Origin of the sequence: Bacillus amyloliquefaciens DSM 7 = ATCC 23350, from assembly GCF_000196735.1 — a bacterium.
Taxonomy (GTDB): Bacteria; Bacillota; Bacilli; order Bacillales; family Bacillaceae; genus Bacillus; species Bacillus amyloliquefaciens.
In genome coordinates this window covers 791468-808646 of record NC_014551.1, presented here as the reverse complement: position 1 = coordinate 808646, position 17179 = coordinate 791468, and the positions used below count along the sequence as shown (strand labels likewise).

Sequence of the window (17179 nt, the reverse complement as noted above, 5' to 3'; positions counted from 1 at the left end):
AATTAACAGTTGGCAGACATTAGTATGCCCATTTATAAAGGAGTTAGATAGTCATGACACAAAACACAGCACTGCGTCCGATCACACCGGAGTACGACCCTTGGGAAGCGTACATGGATGTGGACCAGTATGGAGATATGAAACTGACGAACGTTGAATTCACAACGACGACCTTGTGTAATATGAGATGCGAGCATTGCGCTGTCGGATACACGCTTCAGCCGAAAGACCCGAATGCGCTGCCGATCGACCTTTTATTAAAGCGGCTCGAAGAAATTCCTCTGTTACGCTCCATCAGCATTACGGGCGGCGAACCGATGCTTTCGCTGAAATCGGTAAAGGAATATGTCGTCCCGCTTTTGAAATATGCGCATGAACGCGGTGTGCGCACACAGATCAATTCAAACCTGACGCTTGATATCGGGCGCTATGAACGGATTATTCCTTATTTGGACGTCCTTCACATTTCCCACAACTGGGGAACGGTCGAGGACTTTGCCGACATCGGATTTGCGATGATGGAGAAGAAACCGACATTTGAACCTGGGGAACGGTCGAGGACTTTGCCGACATCGGATTTGCGATGATGGAGAAGAAACCGACATTTGAACAGCGGGCGCGCTATTTTGACAAAATGATTGAAAACAGCCGCACGCTGGTTGAGGCAGGCGTCATGGTTTCGGCGGAGACGATGCTGAACAAGCGCACGCTGCCGCATATCGAACATATTCACCGACAGATTACGGAAGAAATGAAATGCCAGCGGCACGAAGTCCATCCGATGTATCCGAGTGATTTCGCCAGCGCGCTTGAATCACTGAGCCTGAAAGACATGAGACAGGCCATTCATCATCTGCTCGACATTCGCGATGAAGAGACATGGATGCTGTTCGGCACGCTGCCGTTTTACGCATGCAGCCCTGATGAAGAAGACCAGAAGCTGCTCCGCCGCCTGCGGGAAGCGAAAAACGTTACGGTGCGAAACGACCCTGACGGCCGCTCACGCCTGAATGTCAACATTTTTGACGGAAATATCATTGTGACGGATTTCGGCGATACACCGCCGCTCGGCAATATTAAAACAGACAGCCTTCCTGAAGCGTATGACAAGTGGAGACAGACGAAGCTGAGCAAAGAGCTGAACTGCCGCTGCTCAAACGTGCGGTGCCTCGGCCCAAACGTCCTTGTCAAAAACAGTTATTATCAGGAGACAGATTTTTCATTACGCAAAGCCAGAGGTTAACAGTAGATGGAAATGACAATTACAGATATTTTTAAAAGCAAAGTGGTTGAGATCATCATCGTCGCTCTCGTGCTTTACGCCGGTGTTTTTCTGATCAACCGCTTTGTACAGGTGTTATTTAAACGCACTGATTTCCTGGAGGAACGGAAAGGAAAGACAATCGAAAGCCTCGTCCGGTCCATCACCCAGTATACGGCGACGATCGGTTTTATCTTTTACGTCATTTCATTATTTGTTCATGATTTCGGGCGAATTTTAGCCGGGGCGGGGGTTGCCGGTATCGTCATCGGTTTCGGAGCCCAGTCTTTAATCAAGGACATTTTGGCCGGTGTATTTTTAATATACGAACGCCAGCTGCATAAAGGCGATTACGTGACGATTAATAATCTGTTCAACGGCACAGTTGAAGAAATCGGACTCCGTTCCTTGCAGATCCGTGAGTTCTCCGGCAAGCTGCTTACCATTTCAAATGGTGAGGTCAGACAGCTTCAGAACTATAACATTGATTTTATGCGGATTACCGAGTCTGTCGTGATCAGCTATAAGGAAGACCCCGAGCGGGTATATGCCATCTTAGAAAAAGCCTGTGACATGCTCAATGATGAACTTCGCGATTCACTGAAACGGGATGAATTTCTAAATGCGGCGGAGCCGTTTCAAGTGCATGGAATCATGAGCCTGAACAAATTGACGAGAGGCATTGAATTTACCGTTAAAGGCATGGTTCAAGACAAAGAATACTTCTCGGCAAGCCTTGCGGTGAGGCGCGTTCTTGCCCGGGAGCTGTACAACAACAATGTGCAATTGCTTGAGGAGATGTATTATACAGAAAAAAGCTGATTCCCAAACCGGAATCAGCTTTTTCATTTATCTCGGCTGCGCTGTAATTTGAAAGCCGAATGTGACATGGTCCTGCACCGGAATCCAAGCGCCGATTCCTTGCGAGGTTACATTTTTGACGACAAGTTTCCGCTTGCTGCCTTTCAGCACCAAATACACTTCGCCGTATGTTACTTTTCCTTTTTCATTAACGGCCGGGGCATAGGCGTGTAAATAGCCGAGCCGCCGCGGAGAAATTTTATAGGTTTGATCGCGTTTTGTGCCTGCGCCGATGACTGTTTCAAATGCAAGCGGCAGTTTTGTTTTCTTCATCGCTTTTTGCATCATCATGCTTTTTACATCTTCTGCGTTCGGCACTTTTGCTGTGAGCCCGCCTTTGATTTTGTATTGCTGTTCTTGTGCGTATGAAATTTCCGCGGCTTGCTGCCCGCCCCGATTATCCGCTCTGTTTGTGTTGATTTTTTTATATTCCCAGTTGGCGACCGTTTCGTTCGACTGATAACCGAGCGCCCATTTCCCGAGAAATATTTTCGCCCGGTATCCGATGGCGAGCGGCGAACCGGAAACCGTGGTTTCATTCAGCATTTTAATCAGATGCGGATTTTCGATGTTGATCTCTGATGTATCTAACAATTCCTTTGCCAGTTTGCTCGGCTGAAGCATCGGCTGGTCCTGTGAAGCATTCGGATACGTATTTTCCTTTGAAATGCTTACGACAGAGTTGGGAACCTTAAACGGTTTCTTTGCACCGGCAGACGGCGTTGCGAAAATACTAAAGGATAACAGCAGAATCATTGTGGCATGAAACAGCTTTCTCATCATATCACTCTTTCTATAGCATTTTCCTTTAGTCTTTTCCTCCGCAATCGTTGTTATCCGCATTTTTTTACAGGTTAAAGCAGGAAAAATCCGATCGCCATAATGACATAAGCCGCAAGGAGCGTAGCCCCTTCAAACCAGTTCGAATCACCGTCATTTGAAATCATCGTCATCAAAAGGACGGATGATATCATCGCGACAAGCTCAGGCAATGTGAATACAAGCGGCATATTGACCGGGAAAAAGACGGAACAGATCACAAGCACCGGGGCCACAAACATGGCGATCTGCAAAGTCGATCCGACCGCGATTTCAACGGCGACATCCATTTTGTCTTTGTACGCCATAATGATGGCCGACGCATGTTCTGCGGCATTTCCGACGATTGCGACGATAATCACTCCGATAAACAGCTCGCTCCAGCCGAACTGTTCAGCCACCGCATGAAACGTATTGACGAGATTTTCAGATATGTAGGCGACGATAATGGTTGCGATAAATAAGACGGCTGTCGCTCGTTTCCCAGACCACTCAGGCTGCTCCTCTTCTTCCTTGGCCTCCGGCTGGTTCGGCTGATAAACACCGCGGTGAGTGACGAGCTTGAAATAAAGAGCCGCCACGTACAAAAGGATCATGATGATGCTGATGCCGACACTTAAATTAAGCTTGCTTTTTTCCCCCATATCCATGGAAAACACTTCGGGAATGACAAAAGCTACGATAATGGCAAATATCAGCAGGCCTGAATTATGCCGGGCATCATGAATATTGAATTCCTGCCGCTTGTATTTCAAACCGCCGATAAAAAACGACAAACCCGCGACGAGCAGAAGATTGCCGAGCACCGAACCGGTCAGTGACGCAAGCACGATGCCCGTCAGCCCTTCCTTTAAGGCAAAAAGCGATATAATCAGCTCTACCGCATTTCCGAACGTGGCATTCAGCAGGCCGCCGATCCGCGGACCCGCGATAATGGCAAGAGATTCAGTCGCTCTTCCCATATAACTTGCAAGCGCAATAATCGTCAAGCAATAAATAATAAACAAAACAGCTGACGGCCAGTGTATCAGGCTTCCGATAACTGAAAGCGGCACCCCCGCCGCAGCCGTAAAGAAAAAAATCCGATTCATATTCAGCGTGGCTCCTTTTTCGAATGAGTCTTTTTTATCCTTCTCAAAAACTCCCTCAATTACACTTCCGGAGAAACCTAAATTGGCATTTTCAGGTTGCCGGACGCGAAAAATCCGTGTGCGATCAAAACAGATACTGAAGAAGGAGAAAATACGCGATGTCACGACTGTACTTCTTTATTTTGGTTCTGCTTGTTTCCATCTCCGGTTTTTCCCAAGGCATGCTGCTGCCGGTGATTTCCGTCATTTTTGAAACGAACGGAGAATCAGCCGCCATAAACGGCCTTCACGCAACCGGCCTGTATATCGGCGTGCTTCTTGCGTCGCCGTTTATGGAAGCGCCGCTGAGAAAGCTCGGATACAAACCCCTGATGGTAACGGGCGGATTTCTTGTCATCATCAGCTTATTCAGTTTTATTTGGCTTCAATCCATATGGATATGGTTTTTTCTGCGGCTGCTTATCGGAATCGGCGATCATATGCTGCATTTTTCAACCCAAACGTGGGTGACTTCAAAGTCAACGCCTCAAAACAGAGGAAGAAACATTTCGCTGTACGGGCTGTCCTTCGGGCTTGGATTCGCTGTCGGTCCGTTCATGGTTCCTCTTGTGAAAACAAGTCCGTCCCTTCCGTTTATCGTATCCGGCTGTATCAGTCTTGCCGCCTGGCTGTTTGTGTTTGTCTTACGTAATGAGTACCCGCCGCAAGGTCCGGATGAAACATCCGGGGACAACAGCGCAAAACGTTTTTACCGCGCCGTTCTTTTCGGCTGGGTCGCTTTTCTTCCGGCTTTCGGCTATGGCTTTTTAGAAACGGCGCTGAACGGAAGCTTCCCCGTGTACGCCCTGCGCTTAGGCATATCCGTTGATGCCGTCGCGCTGATATTGCCCGCTTTCGCCATCGGAAGTATTGTATTCCAGTTTCCGCTTGGTTTATTAAGCGATCGGTTTGGGAGAAAACGTGTCCTGCTCGTCATTTTACTGATGGGCGCCCTGTGTTTTATGACGGCCGGATTGTTTCCGTCGCCTGCCGTTATCGGCGGCTGCTTTTTCATGGCGGGGATGGCGGTCGGCAGTATGTTTTCCCTCGGTATCAGCTATATGAGCGACCTGCTGCCGTCCCATCTGCTTCCGGCGGGCAATCTGCTCTGCGGCATTTCCTTCAGCCTCGGCAGCATGATCGGGCCGGTGGCGGGCGGCTGGTATATGCAGCGGTTTGAAAGCGCCAATTTGTTTTATTTTATTACGGTGATCCTGATCTGTATTTGGCTTGCGCTCGTCTTCGGAAAAACAAAGCACAGCCCTGCATCTGAATCCCATTCTTTTCCGGTCTCATAAAAAAAGCCGCCTGTTCCAGACCAGGCGGCTTCTTTCTAGTGGTATCCGTTCTGCCCGTTCGCGCTTCCGCTTGTTTTATTCTTCGGGCCGTTTTTTGAGTTTTGTTTATTATGGCTTCCGCCTTTTTTCGTATGCTTGGTCATAATCGGTTCCCCTCCGTTTTCAGCTTGAACGTCATCCGTTCCTCTATAGCTTGCTCCCGCGGTAGGGATTTTCATCAGGAAGCTTTTTACGTTTATGTAAAAGCGCGTTGATTTCTCCTCCTAAAATCAGCAGTGTTCCCGTCAGGTAAAACCAAATCATAAGGACGATAATTCCCCCGATGCTCCCGTATGTGGCGCTGTAGTTGGCAAAGGTGCCGACGTAAAATGAGAACAGCATACTGACGATAATCCAGCCGGCTGCCGCAAATACGGCTCCCGGCAGCACAAAGCGGAGGGAAAGCCTTTTATTCGGCGCAAAAATGTAAAGCGCCGTGAACACGATTAAAAGGATAAGCGGACTGATACCCCAGCGGACAACCGACCACACCTTCAAAAACAGGCCGGGGGCGCCAATAAAATCTGCAGCCAGCAGTCCGATTTCTCTGCCGAACACCGGCAGAAGCAGTGCGATTAAAATCGTAACCACCATCGCGATAGTTAAAAAAATTGAGGTCAGGCGAAGGATAATAAATGAGCGGTTTTCTTCGACTTCGTAGGCATGGTTAAATGCTCTGACAATCGCATTCATACCGTTGGAAGCCGACCAGATGACGGCGATAATCCCGAATGACAAAAGCCCGCCGCTGCGTTTGTTCAGCGTTTGCTCCGTAATGGATTTCACCATGGACATGGCGCTGTCGGGCGCGTATTGATCGACTGCGCCGAGCACGTCTTCTGCCGATATGGGAAGATAGGCGGTGAGCGTCAGTATGAAAATGATTAACGGAAACAATGACAGCAGAAAAAAATACGCCAGCTCCGCCGATTTACTTTGTCCTTCATGCAGAGAAAACCTTGCAAACAGCTCCTTCATAAAACTCATGACATCCCACCTCAATGATCGTTTTTCGAAAAATGCTCCTTCGTTTCTTTTAACAGCTCAATGACCTGCGGTGTTGTCTGCTTCAGCTTAGAGATCTGACTGTTTAAAAAACTCAGATCGTCCGATACGGTATTGGCGATGTTTTTCACTTGATCCATTTTTGCAGAAGCCTCCTGTTTCAGGGCTTCAGGATTTTTCCGGTAAAATGCTGCACGCTGCCTGCACGCGTCCATATTCCGGAAACATGCTTCTCTTGTCGGCTTATGTAATAATGACAGTGCTCCGCCGGCGGCAGCGCCGATCAGAATCGCTTTTGCCATGAAGCGTGTTTGTTTCATCGGTCAATCCCCCTTATAAATGATGGTCTTTTTTAATTGTGTCCAGCAAATGACGGTATCCCGACTCGATCAACGCGTACACCTCGCTGAAATTCCCGGTATAGTACGGATCGGGCACGTCCGCAAGATCCGACTCCGGTACATAATCAAGCAGCCTTGCGATACGCGGCACCTCTTTTTTATAACCGGCCATGCTGCGCAGATGTCCGATATTTTCAGCATCCATCGCAATGACGTAATCGAAATCGGTCAGATCAGACTCACGGACCTGCCTTGCCGTGATGCCGCTTGTGCTGATCCCTTTCTCCTTTAGAATCTCCTCTGTCCCTTCATGCGGCGGATTTCCCGCATGCCAGGCGCCGATTCCCGCTGAATCAATGTTAATCTGATCTTCCAGCCCGTTTTTCTTTACCATATCAGAAAATACCGCCTCTGCCATAGGCGACCGGAAAATATTTCCCAGACAGACAAACAGAACATGTACCATATCGTAACCTCCCTATTCTTTCCCCATATTTTGAGGATCAAAAACCTTATCATCATCTTAGCAACTTTTCTGCGGCTGTGGAAATATGCTTTTATTCTAAATGAATTCTGTTAGAATAAAGGATACGAAAACGGTCATGAAAGGATGCATGAATTTGCCGAGCCAACAAACAGAAACGTTAAACAAGATGATTGAAGACATTTCGCAGAAGCTCAATATGCTCAATGTCGGCGTCATCAAAGCGGAAGATTTCAGTGATGAAAAAATAGAAGATCTTACATATCTTCATCAAATGGTCATGAAAAAGGAATCATTCAGCCCGAGTGAAATGCAGGCCATTGCCCAGGAGCTCGCCTCTCTCAGAAAATAAACCCATGTCAGACCTGCCGAAAACGGCGGGTCTTTTTGAATTAAAAAAGTGAAAAATAAAAGTTCATCGGTTTGACACATATAAAAAGAAGGAGTATAGTAACTGTGAACTTGGTAGAACGATATACTAAATGAGCGGGCCGCTTATATTTTTTTATTTAGTAGAACGATATACTTGATTGGTATCAGCGTTACGCGAGTATATCCGTTTGTCTCTGCAGCCGTTTTATCAAACCAGTTTTCAGAGAAAGGCAGTGGTTCAATAAAGGGGAATGGTTCTAGGCTTTTATCAGTTTAAAAAATAAATTAATTCTTTATTAACCGCATTAGGGGATGTCATCATGAAAAACATATACACCAAAATGGCAGCGGGTCTTTATATCAACTATTTCCTGCTGGGCATGATCAATATTATTATCGCATCCAATATGGAGGCATTATCAAAACAGCTTCATACATCAGCAGCCGGAGTCAGCTATTTGGTCTCCGCCATCGGAATCGGGAAGCTGATTTCGCTTCTGTTTGCCGGAAAGCTCTCGGATACATTCGGGAGACGGCCGTTTATCGTGGCGGGCGCATTTCTGTATCTGATTTTCTTAATCGGAATTCCGCTTTCGACAAGCTATACGGCCGCGTTTATCTTCGCCATTTTCGCAGGGATCGCAAATTCCTTTTTGGATTCCGGGACATATCCTGCTCTTATTGAAGGATTTCCGAAAAACGCAAGCTCTGCAACCGTGTTAATCAAAGCGTTTGTATCCATCGGCGCGACGGTGCTGCCGTTTTTTATCGCATTTATTGCGGACAGGCATTTGTTTTACGGCTGGACTTTTTTCGTGCCGGGCATCATTTTCTTCCTGAACGGCTTTTTCCTGCTGAAGGTGCCGTTTCCGAATCATAAGCAAAAAGACGACGGCGGCCTGACGGAAGCCTTTCCGCCGGATGACACGTTCAAATCACAGCCGTCGATATGGCGCGAAGGACTTGCCATTATTTTGTTAGGCTTTTCATCTACGGCGCTGTTTATGCTCGTTCAAGTATGGCTTCCTAAGTTCGGACAATCCGTTTTGGGCATGCCGGAGGTGCAAGCCGTTAAGTTGCTTAGCTATTACAGCATCGGGGCGCTTGTGTCTGTGTTATTGTTGGCCGTGCTGTTAAACAGAGTGATTCAGCCGATTACGGTAATGGTGCTGTACCCGGTGATCGCGGCAATCGCGCTGCTTGCTTTGATTTTCATTCATCAGCCGGCCGTATCGGTCATCAGCTCCTTTGTCATCGGTCTTTCAACTGCGGGTATTCTGCAATTGGCGATGACGGTTATGGCTGTTTTATTCCCTAAAAATAAAGGTACCATCACATCTTTTGTTAATATAGCATCAAGCTTATCTTTTATTGTCATTCCGCTTGTAACGGGAGCGATATCCAAAGCGGCCGGCCTGACCCCTGTTTTTCTGCTAGATATCGGAATTGCGGCTGTCAGCGCACTTCTCGCATTGTTTATCGGAATCCGCTTTAAGCAAGTGATGAAAGCCTGACTATTTTTTAAGGGAGAGGATTTATCATGCATACTATTACAATCAAAAACACGGTTATCGGCGAAGGCCTTCCGAAGATCATTGTGCCGCTGATGGCAGCCGGAGAGAAAGAGCTTCTTGAAGAAATGGAAGCCGTTAATAAGCTTCACCCGGATATCATTGAGTGGCGGGCGGATGTTTACGAGCATGTTGACAGCCTGGACGCCGTAAAAGACATGCTTGAAAAATTGCGGAAAGCCGCAGGCGAAACACCGCTGCTTTTCACCTTCAGAAGCCATAAAGAAGGCGGAAATAAAGTCATTGACGGCCGCTTTTACATTGAATTGCTCAAAACCGCAATCGAAACAAAACACATTGACCTTATAGACGTTGAATTGTTTACAGGCGATGCCGAGGTCAAATCAATTGTAAAAACCGCTGAAGAAAACGGCGTATATGTCATCATGTCCAATCATGATTTTCATCAGACACCGAAAAAAGAGGAAATCATTTCCCGGCTGCGCAAAATGCAGGCGTATGGCGCGCATATTCCGAAAATCGCGGTGATGCCGCAAAGCACTGAAGATGTTTTCGTCTTATTGGATGCCACACACACGATGAAAACACAATTCGCAGACCGGCCGATCATCACGATGTCCATGGCAGGCACGGGCCTGATCAGCCGCCTGGCCGGCGAAGTCTTCGGCTCGGCATGCACGTTCGGCGCGGGCAAAGAAGCATCAGCGCCCGGACAGATTCCCGTTGATGAATTGCGCAGTGTACTCAGCATTTTAAATAAAAATATGTAATCAGCGTTTTTCTTCCCCCGAGCGGGATGAAAAACAGATGAATGGACTAACGGAGGAATACATCATGAAGAAAGATTTAGGACGGATTAACGGAAAAACTCAGCTTATCGGATTATTCGCGACACCGATCGGACATTCTTTATCTCCGGCGATGCACAACCTGGCGTTTAAAAAATTAGGGCTGAACTACGCTTACCTCGCGTTTGAAGTCGGCAATGAACAGCTTGAAGACGTGGTAACGGGAATGCGCGCCTTAAACGTCAGAGGCTTCAATGTTTCGATGCCGAACAAGATGAAAATTCTCCCTTACCTCGATGAACTCGCGGATTCAGCGAAATTCACCGGTGCAGTTAATACAGTGGTTAATGAAAACGGCACATTGATCGGACACTCCACTGACGGTATGGGATACGTCCGCAACTTAAAAGAACACGGCATCGATATCACAGGCAAAAAAATGACGCTTGTCGGTTCCGGCGGGGCTGCCACTCCGATTGCGATTCAATCCGCATTGGAAGGTCTCGGCGAAATCTCAATTTTCGCCCGCAATGACGCGTTTTTCGAAAAAGCGGAAGAAAATGTCCGCATCATCAATGAAGAAATGAAAGGCTCTTCTTGTAAAGCGAATATCTTCCCGCTAGAAGATCAAGATGCGCTACGTGCTGAAATCGCCACAAGCGATATTTTCACAAACGGAACGGGTGTCGGCATGAAACCGCTTGAAGGCTTGAGCGTCATTGAAGACACATCCATGCTCCGTCCGGATTTGATTGTGACAGACGTCGTTTACAACCCCGTTACGTCGAAATTGCTCGAACAGGCACAAGAGGCCGGCTGCAAAACCATTAACGGCCTCGGCATGATGCTTTGGCAGGGCGCCATGGCGTTTGAATACTGGACAGGCCGTGAAATGCCGGTTCAGTATATTAAAGAGCAAATGTTTGAATAACCTATTGTAACAAAAGCGCCGAAGGACAATCCGTCTTCCGGCGCTTTATCATTTTCTCCCCCTCTCCCTTTCTTCTCATGCGCCAAAACGCTTATAATGGTTGTAACAATAAAAACCAAGTGAGGAATGCACGTATGAAACAGCAAAAAAAACGCCGGGTGACATTGCAGCAGGTCGCTGAGCATGCCGGCGTCTCAACATCGACCGCCTCATTAATCGTCCGCAATAATCCGCGAATTTCCGAAGCGACCCGTGAAAAAGTGCTGCAATCCATGCGGGAACTGGGGTACGTGTATGATCGGGTCGCCGCGAATTTACGATCACAGACGTCTACAACGGTAGGACTGATTATTACTGACATTTCCAATACGTTTTTCTCAGAATTTCTGATCGGCGTTCAGAATACGCTCGAGGAAGTCGGATTAACGGTGCTGTTAGGCACGACATTTGATTCTGTCGCGAAGCAGGAGCAGCTGATCTCGACTATGCTGGAACACAGGGTCGGCGGATTGATTTTATGTCCGGTTTCAGGCGCGGCCGAGGAAACCCTTTCCCGCCTTGAACAGCTTGACATTCCGGTCGTGCTCGCCGTCAGGGAAATCGCCGATGCCGACTGTGATTTTGTCGGAGCCGATTATGAAGAAGGCACCTATAAGGCAGTGCATCATCTCATTGAAAAAGGCCATCAGGAGATTGCGTTTCTGGGCGGCGTGAAGCACTCATCTACATGGACAAAACGGATGAAAGGTTTAAAAAAAGCGCTCCGTGAGGCCGATCTTGAAGTGAAAAATGAATTTGTCATTGACAGTGCACCGACCCGCGAGGCAGGCTATGAAGCAGTGATGGAGCTGCTCCGCCGGCCTGAGCGCCCGACCGCGATTTTCTGCTTCAGTGATTTGGTCGCGTTCGGTGTCATGCAAGGGATCAGAAAAGCCGGGCTCATCCCGGGCGAAGATATTGATATTGTCGGTTTTGATAACGTGCCGGAAGCTGAAATTTCTTATCCCCCGCTCACAACCGTTTCTTCCTTTCCGCGGCAGTCGGGAAAAGAAGCGGCTCAATTGCTGCATGATAAAATCGCCAGTTCCCAGCACAAAAAACAGCGCATTATTCTGGCGCCTGAGCTGGTCATTCGGGAATCTTCATCAAAAAAGCGGAACGCCTGATACGGCGCTCCGCTTTTATATTACGCAAGCAGTTTTAATGATTCGCGGTTGAATGCCGGAATGTCATCCGGAGTGCGGCTTGTGACCAGCTGGTTCTGGCAGACGACGACTTCTTCATCCACTACATTTGCGCCTGCGTTTTCCATGTCAATACGGATCGATGTAAACCCTGTCGCTTTGCGCCCGTCCAATGCTTTCGCGTTGATGAGAAGCTGAGGGCCGTGGCAAATGGCGAAAACAGGTTTTTTATCATCCATAAACGCTTTGGCAAATTGGACGAAACGGTCATCCGCTCGCAGCATGTCAGGTGAGAATCCGCCCGGGATCAGCAATGCATCAAAGTCTTTCGGATTCACATCATCGATGGACGCATCCACTTTCACTTCCGCTTCCCCTTGTTTGCCTTTTACTGTTTTTCCTTTTTCCTGTTCAATCACTGTTAATTCATGACCTGCATCTTTAAAAGCTTTCGCAGGTTCAGTATACTCGACATCCTCGAAATAATCCGTTAATACAACTGCAATTTTTTTACCCATAGTTACTACCTCCTGCTTTGATGAAGTCTACATAAATCCATGACCCCAGCCAGACTAATATCAAACATGGGAGACACGTTTGCCGCCCATCCGTATTACATAGGTCATTATCCTCATTTTTCATCTTTTTACAAGAATCATCATGAAATCTATATAAACTTTCACAAAATATTCTTACAATGGTACTGCATGACAAAATTTGTTGAAAGGTGGAGAACAGGTGAGAATACAGAAAAGACGATGCAGCGTCAATATGACACTCCGTATTCTGCTGCCCCTAGTTATGATACTTAGTCTAATCCTCCCAACATCACCCATTAAAGCAGAAGAAAACAAATCCTCCAGTGTGAATCTCAGCATTTTAGCGACAACTGACGTTCACGCTAACATGATGGATTACGATTACTACAGCGACAAACCGACAACGGAATTCGGGCTGGCCCGAACGGCTCAGCTTATTGAGAAGCACAGGCGCGAAAACCCGAATACGCTGCTTGTCGATAACGGAGACCTGATCCAGGGGAATCCTCTCGGTGAATACGCAGTAAAATATGAGAAAAATGATATTATCTCAGGTGCAAAGACCCATCCGATCATTCAAGTAATGAATAGTCTGCACTATGATTCAGGAACGCTGGGCAATCATGAATTTAATTACGGGCTTGAATTTCTGGACGGGACGATCAAAGGCGCCGAATATCCGATCGTCAACGCCAATGTAAAAACATTAAGCGGCGAAAACCGCTATACGCCTTATGTCATAAAAGAGAAAACCGTTACAGATGAAAACGGCGGAAAGCATCAGATAAAAGTCGGCTACATCGGCTTTGTTCCTCCCCAAATCATGACGTGGGATAAGAAAAATCTTGAGGGCCGCATTCAGGTCGAAGACATTGTGGAATCCGCAAAGAAAACCATTCCGAAGATGAAAGCTGAAGGAGCCGATATTGTCATCGCCCTCGCCCACAGCGGCATCGAAAAGAAAGCGCAGTCTTCCGGCGCGGAAAATGCCGTTTTTGATCTGGCAACAAAAGTCAGCGGAATTGACGCCATCGTATCCGGGCATCAGCACGGGCTGTTCCCTGATGCCGAATACAAAGGCGCTGATCAATTCGACGTCGATAAAGGCACGATTAACGGCATCCCCGTTGTCATGTCCAGCAGCTGGGGCAAATATGCTGGCGTCATCGACCTCCGGCTCCAGAAAACAGACGGCGCGTGGCATGTGGAAGATGCAAAAGGCAGCATCGAGCCGATTGCCGGAAATGTGACTTCGGAAAACGAAACCGTCGTCAATACCGTCAAAAAAGCGCATGAAGGCACGCTCAAATATATCAGAGAACCTGTCGGCCAGACAAAAGCCGATATCAACAGTTTCTTCGCCCAAGTCAAAGATGATCCGTCCATTCAAATCGTAACGGATGCGCAAAAATGGTACGCCGAAAATAAGATGAAGGATACGAAATATAAAGATCTGCCTATCCTCTCTGCGGGCGCTCCGTTTAAAGCCGGGGGGCGGAACGGTTCAAACTACTATACAAACATTTCCGCAGGTGACCTCGCCATCAAAAATATCGGCGATTTATACTTGTATGACAACACGGTTCAGATCGTCAAGCTGAACGGAAGCGAAGTGAAAGACTGGCTCGAAATGTCCGCGGGGCAGTTTAATCAGATCGACCAGGCAAAAGGCGGCAGCCAAGCCCTCATAAATGACGCCTACCGCTCATACAATTTCGATGTCATTGACGGCGTCACCTATCAGGTCGATGTCACAAAACCGGCGAAATACAATGAAAACGGAACAGTCATTCATCCCGACGCAAGCCGGATCGTCAACCTTTCTTATCAAGGGAAGCCCGTCAGCGCCAAGCAGGAATTTCTTATCGTCACAAATAATTACCGCGCTTCAGGAGGCGGAGGGTTCCCTCACTTAAGCAATGATAAAATCGTATATTCATCAGCCGATGAAAACAGACAGGTCTTAATGGACTACATCATCCAGCAGAAAACGATTAATCCGCAGGCTGATCATAACTGGTCCATCCTTCCGGTCAAAGGGACGAACCTGACATTTGAATCCTCCTTGGCCGCAAAGCCGTTTGCCGACCGTGCAGATGACGTTGCCTATATCGGAGAATCCAAAAACGCTGGCTACGGACAGTACAAGCTCCAGTTCAAGGATGATGAACCGGGCACAGATCCGCCGAAAGATGATCCGTGGAAGCTCACCGTTATGCATACAAACGACACGCACGCCCACCTTGATAACGCGGCGAGGCGGATGACGAAAATTAAAGAAATCAGAAGCGAAACCGACAGCAGCATTTTGCTTGATGCGGGAGACGTCTTCTCAGGCGATCTCTATTTCACAAAGTGGCAGGGACTGGCGGATTTAAAATTGATGAACAGCATGGGCTACGACGCAATGACCTTCGGAAACCATGAGTTTGATAAAGAACCGGGTGCTCTCGCCAGCTTCCTGAGCGGTAACGGAAGCGCGGTTGATCCGTCCGGAAAATATCATTTCCAAGCGCCTGATTTTCCGCTCGTCAGCGCGAACGTTGATGTGTCCAAAGAATCAAAGCTCAGTCCATTCATCAAAAAAGCAGACACGTTTACGGCAGGAAAAAAGAAAAAAGCAGGCATCTATCCATACATTCTGCTTAATGTAAACGGAGAAAAAGTCGCCGTATTCGGCTTAACGACAGAAGATACGTCCGTCACATCAAGCCCGGGAAAAAGCATAGTCTTTAACGATGCCTTCCAATCGGCGCAAGATACGGTAAAAGAGATACAGAACAAAGAACACGTCAATAAAATTATCGCTCTGACCCATATCGGGCATCAGCGCGATCTCGATCTCGCCAAAAAAGTAAAAGGCATCGACTTAATCGTCGGCGGACATACGCATACGCTTGTAGATAAAATGGAGATAGTCAAAAACGAAGAGCCGACCATCGTCGCACAAGCAAAAGAATACGGTGAATACCTAGGCCGGGTTGATGTCGCATTTGACAAAAACGGCGTCGTCCTGCCGAAACAATCCTCTCTTCAGGCGCTGCCTGTGAACGAGCAGACGAAAGAAGACCCGGATCTGAAAGAAGAGCTTGATCCGTTTAAAAAAGAGCTCATCTCAGTCAAAAATGAAAAAGTCGGCTCAACGAAGGTCGCACTTGACGGCCAGCGTGAGCATGTCCGCTCCAAAGAAACGAATCTCGGGAACTTCATCGCAGACGGCATGCTTCAAAAAGCGAAGGAAGCGGCCGGCGCCCAACTTGCGATTACAAACGGGGGCGGCATCCGCGCAGGCATTGATAAAGGAGACATCACACTCGGTGATGTACTGAATGTGATGCCGTTCGGCAACACGCTTTACGTCGCGGATTTAACCGGAAAACAGATCAAACAAGCCCTGGAACAAGGGTTAAGCGGAATTGAGGCTCAAGGCGGCGCCTTCCCTCAAGTTGCCGGCTTGACATACACGTTTACACTGAATAAAAAACCGGGACACCGCGTTCTTCAAGCCGCGGCCGTGCAGGATGACGGCAGCTTAAAGCCGATTTCTGATATGGAAACATACAGAGTCGCCACAAGTAACTTTGTCGGTGAAGGCGGAGACGGATATTCCGTCTTTAACGAAGCATCACATAAAGAAGACCTTGGCTTTGTCGACTATGAGGTCTTCATAGAACAGCTTGAAAAAGCAGGAAAAGCGGTTGAACCGAAAGTTGACGGCCGCGCACAAGAAGTGTACCTGCCGACGAAACAAAAAAACGGCTCATGGACCCTTGAAGATGACAGCGCATTTGCCGTCTATGCCAAAAACGCCAACACTCCGATCGTGTATTACGACAAGAATGACGGCGCCAAAAAGCAGATTGACCTCAGTGTGACCAAAAAACAGATCGGACTGTTAAAGGACAGAACAACTGATTCTTCCCTTACGATCCTGCATGACAAGTTCAGCATGAAAATGCCGATGGCAAACGCAGCCGCAGCTGATACAAGGTTCGGCGTATCGCCGAAAGGAAAAGTAAGCGGGTCGCTTTCAAATGTGTACGATTTTACAATGAAGCAGAACAACAAAGAAGTAAAAACATTCAAAGCGCCGGTAAAGCTCACCCTGCGCATTGAGAATACGAAAAAAGCGAAACAGCCGGGCATTTATCATGTAGACCGGAAAAAGCACGTCTATACAAAAACAGAAAACGGTTCGGTTTCACACGATCTCGTCACGGGCTATACAAATCATTTCAGTGAATACACCATATTAAACGCAAACACGAAGAGCGCGCCGCCGGCAAGCGGAGATCACGGCTCGGGAAAGCAGCCAAACGGACAAAACCCATCATCCGGCCCTGCGCAGGACGGAGTATCGCCGGGCGGCCTGCTTCCTGATACGGCCACAACTATGTATACCATTCTCCTTGCAGGGTTTCTCATCAGCGCGCTCGGAACGGCACTGTATCTGTATCAAAGAAGAAAAGCAAAAAAAGTGAACGAAGCATAAAAAAACCGCTTTTATCGGGCGGTTCGGCACAAGAGCTCCCCTGATCTGATATCAGGGGAGCTTTTCTGTCGGTCCCTTTCTGAGTCGACAGCCGCATGTCCGA

14 protein-coding genes and 1 pseudogene are annotated in these 17179 nt (G+C 47.8%); 9 read left to right on the top strand and 6 right to left on the bottom strand.

Annotated elements, in window-relative coordinates; all coding sequences use genetic code 11:
• The first annotated feature begins 53 nt into the window (after positions 1 to 53).
• Both yfkAB and BAMF_RS24325 read left to right on the top strand, forming a co-directional pair.
• Positions 54 to 1243 (top strand): annotated as a pseudogene (gene yfkAB / locus BAMF_RS24330) (radical SAM/CxCxxxxC motif protein YfkAB).
• 6 nt (positions 1244 to 1249) lie between these two features.
• Positions 1250 to 2083 (top strand): mechanosensitive ion channel family protein, encoded by an 834-nt coding sequence (locus tag BAMF_RS24325; protein WP_013351393.1) that lies wholly within the window; start codon positions 1250 to 1252, stop codon positions 2081 to 2083.
• A gap of 27 nt (positions 2084 to 2110) precedes the next feature.
• Here BAMF_RS24325 and BAMF_RS24320 read toward each other — a convergent pair whose 3' ends face one another.
• Entirely contained in the window at positions 2111 to 2905 is a 795-nt protein-coding gene (locus BAMF_RS24320; RefSeq protein WP_088030488.1) for a YfkD famly protein, read from the bottom strand.
• Positions 2906 to 2976: 71 nt separating this feature from the next.
• The gene (cax, locus tag BAMF_RS24315) at positions 2977 to 4032 is read right to left on the bottom strand and encodes a calcium/proton exchanger (protein WP_013351391.1); all 1056 of its coding nucleotides are present in this window, start codon (positions 4030 to 4032) and stop codon (positions 2977 to 2979) included.
• A gap of 158 nt (positions 4033 to 4190) precedes the next feature.
• Between cax and BAMF_RS24310 the strand changes: the two genes are divergently transcribed.
• Entirely contained in the window at positions 4191 to 5369 is a 1179-nt protein-coding gene (locus BAMF_RS24310) for an MFS transporter (protein WP_013351390.1), read from the top strand.
• Between the two features lie 186 nt (positions 5370 to 5555).
• Here BAMF_RS24310 and BAMF_RS24305 read toward each other — a convergent pair whose 3' ends face one another.
• The 3 genes from BAMF_RS24305 to BAMF_RS24295 are packed head-to-tail and all read right to left on the bottom strand — an operon-like array spanning position 5556 to position 7220.
• Positions 5556 to 6395, bottom strand: a complete 840-nt coding sequence (locus tag BAMF_RS24305; protein WP_013351389.1) for a YihY family inner membrane protein — start codon at positions 6393 to 6395, stop codon at positions 5556 to 5558.
• Between the two features lie 11 nt (positions 6396 to 6406).
• On the bottom strand, positions 6407 to 6733 hold the full coding sequence (locus tag BAMF_RS24300) for a hypothetical protein (RefSeq protein ID WP_013351388.1): 327 nt from the start codon (positions 6731 to 6733) through the stop codon (positions 6407 to 6409).
• A 13-nt stretch (positions 6734 to 6746) separates the two neighbouring features.
• On the bottom strand, positions 6747 to 7220 hold the full coding sequence (locus BAMF_RS24295) for a low molecular weight protein-tyrosine-phosphatase (protein WP_013351387.1): 474 nt from the start codon (positions 7218 to 7220) through the stop codon (positions 6747 to 6749).
• Between the two features lie 154 nt (positions 7221 to 7374).
• Here BAMF_RS24295 and BAMF_RS24290 point away from each other — a divergent pair, with 154 nt between their 5' ends.
• The 5 genes from BAMF_RS24290 (at position 7375) to BAMF_RS24270 (ending at position 12027) form a co-directional block, all read left to right on the top strand.
• The gene (locus BAMF_RS24290) at positions 7375 to 7590 is read left to right on the top strand and encodes a DUF1128 domain-containing protein (RefSeq protein WP_013351386.1); all 216 of its coding nucleotides are present in this window, start codon (positions 7375 to 7377) and stop codon (positions 7588 to 7590) included.
• A 340-nt stretch (positions 7591 to 7930) separates the two neighbouring features.
• Positions 7931 to 9124 (top strand): MFS transporter, encoded by a 1194-nt coding sequence (locus BAMF_RS24285; protein ID WP_013351385.1) that lies wholly within the window; start codon positions 7931 to 7933, stop codon positions 9122 to 9124.
• A 26-nt stretch (positions 9125 to 9150) separates the two neighbouring features.
• Positions 9151 to 9912, top strand: coding sequence for a type I 3-dehydroquinate dehydratase (gene aroD / locus BAMF_RS24280; protein ID WP_013351384.1), 762 nt, complete (start codon positions 9151 to 9153; stop codon positions 9910 to 9912).
• A gap of 64 nt (positions 9913 to 9976) precedes the next feature.
• On the top strand, positions 9977 to 10861 hold the full coding sequence (locus tag BAMF_RS24275; protein WP_014469894.1) for a shikimate dehydrogenase: 885 nt from the start codon (positions 9977 to 9979) through the stop codon (positions 10859 to 10861).
• A gap of 134 nt (positions 10862 to 10995) precedes the next feature.
• Positions 10996 to 12027 (top strand): LacI family DNA-binding transcriptional regulator, encoded by a 1032-nt coding sequence (locus tag BAMF_RS24270; RefSeq protein WP_014469893.1) that lies wholly within the window; start codon positions 10996 to 10998, stop codon positions 12025 to 12027.
• Between the two features lie 20 nt (positions 12028 to 12047).
• Here BAMF_RS24270 and BAMF_RS24265 read toward each other — a convergent pair whose 3' ends face one another.
• A complete protein-coding gene (locus tag BAMF_RS24265) occupies positions 12048 to 12563 on the bottom strand; it encodes a type 1 glutamine amidotransferase domain-containing protein (protein WP_003155578.1) in 516 nt (171 codons plus the stop codon).
• Positions 12564 to 12783: 220 nt separating this feature from the next.
• Between BAMF_RS24265 and BAMF_RS24260 the strand changes: the two genes are divergently transcribed.
• The gene (locus tag BAMF_RS24260; protein ID WP_013351381.1) at positions 12784 to 17076 is read left to right on the top strand and encodes a multifunctional 2',3'-cyclic-nucleotide 2'-phosphodiesterase/3'-nucleotidase/5'-nucleotidase; all 4293 of its coding nucleotides are present in this window, start codon (positions 12784 to 12786) and stop codon (positions 17074 to 17076) included.
• The last annotated feature ends 103 nt before the right edge of the window (positions 17077 to 17179 follow it).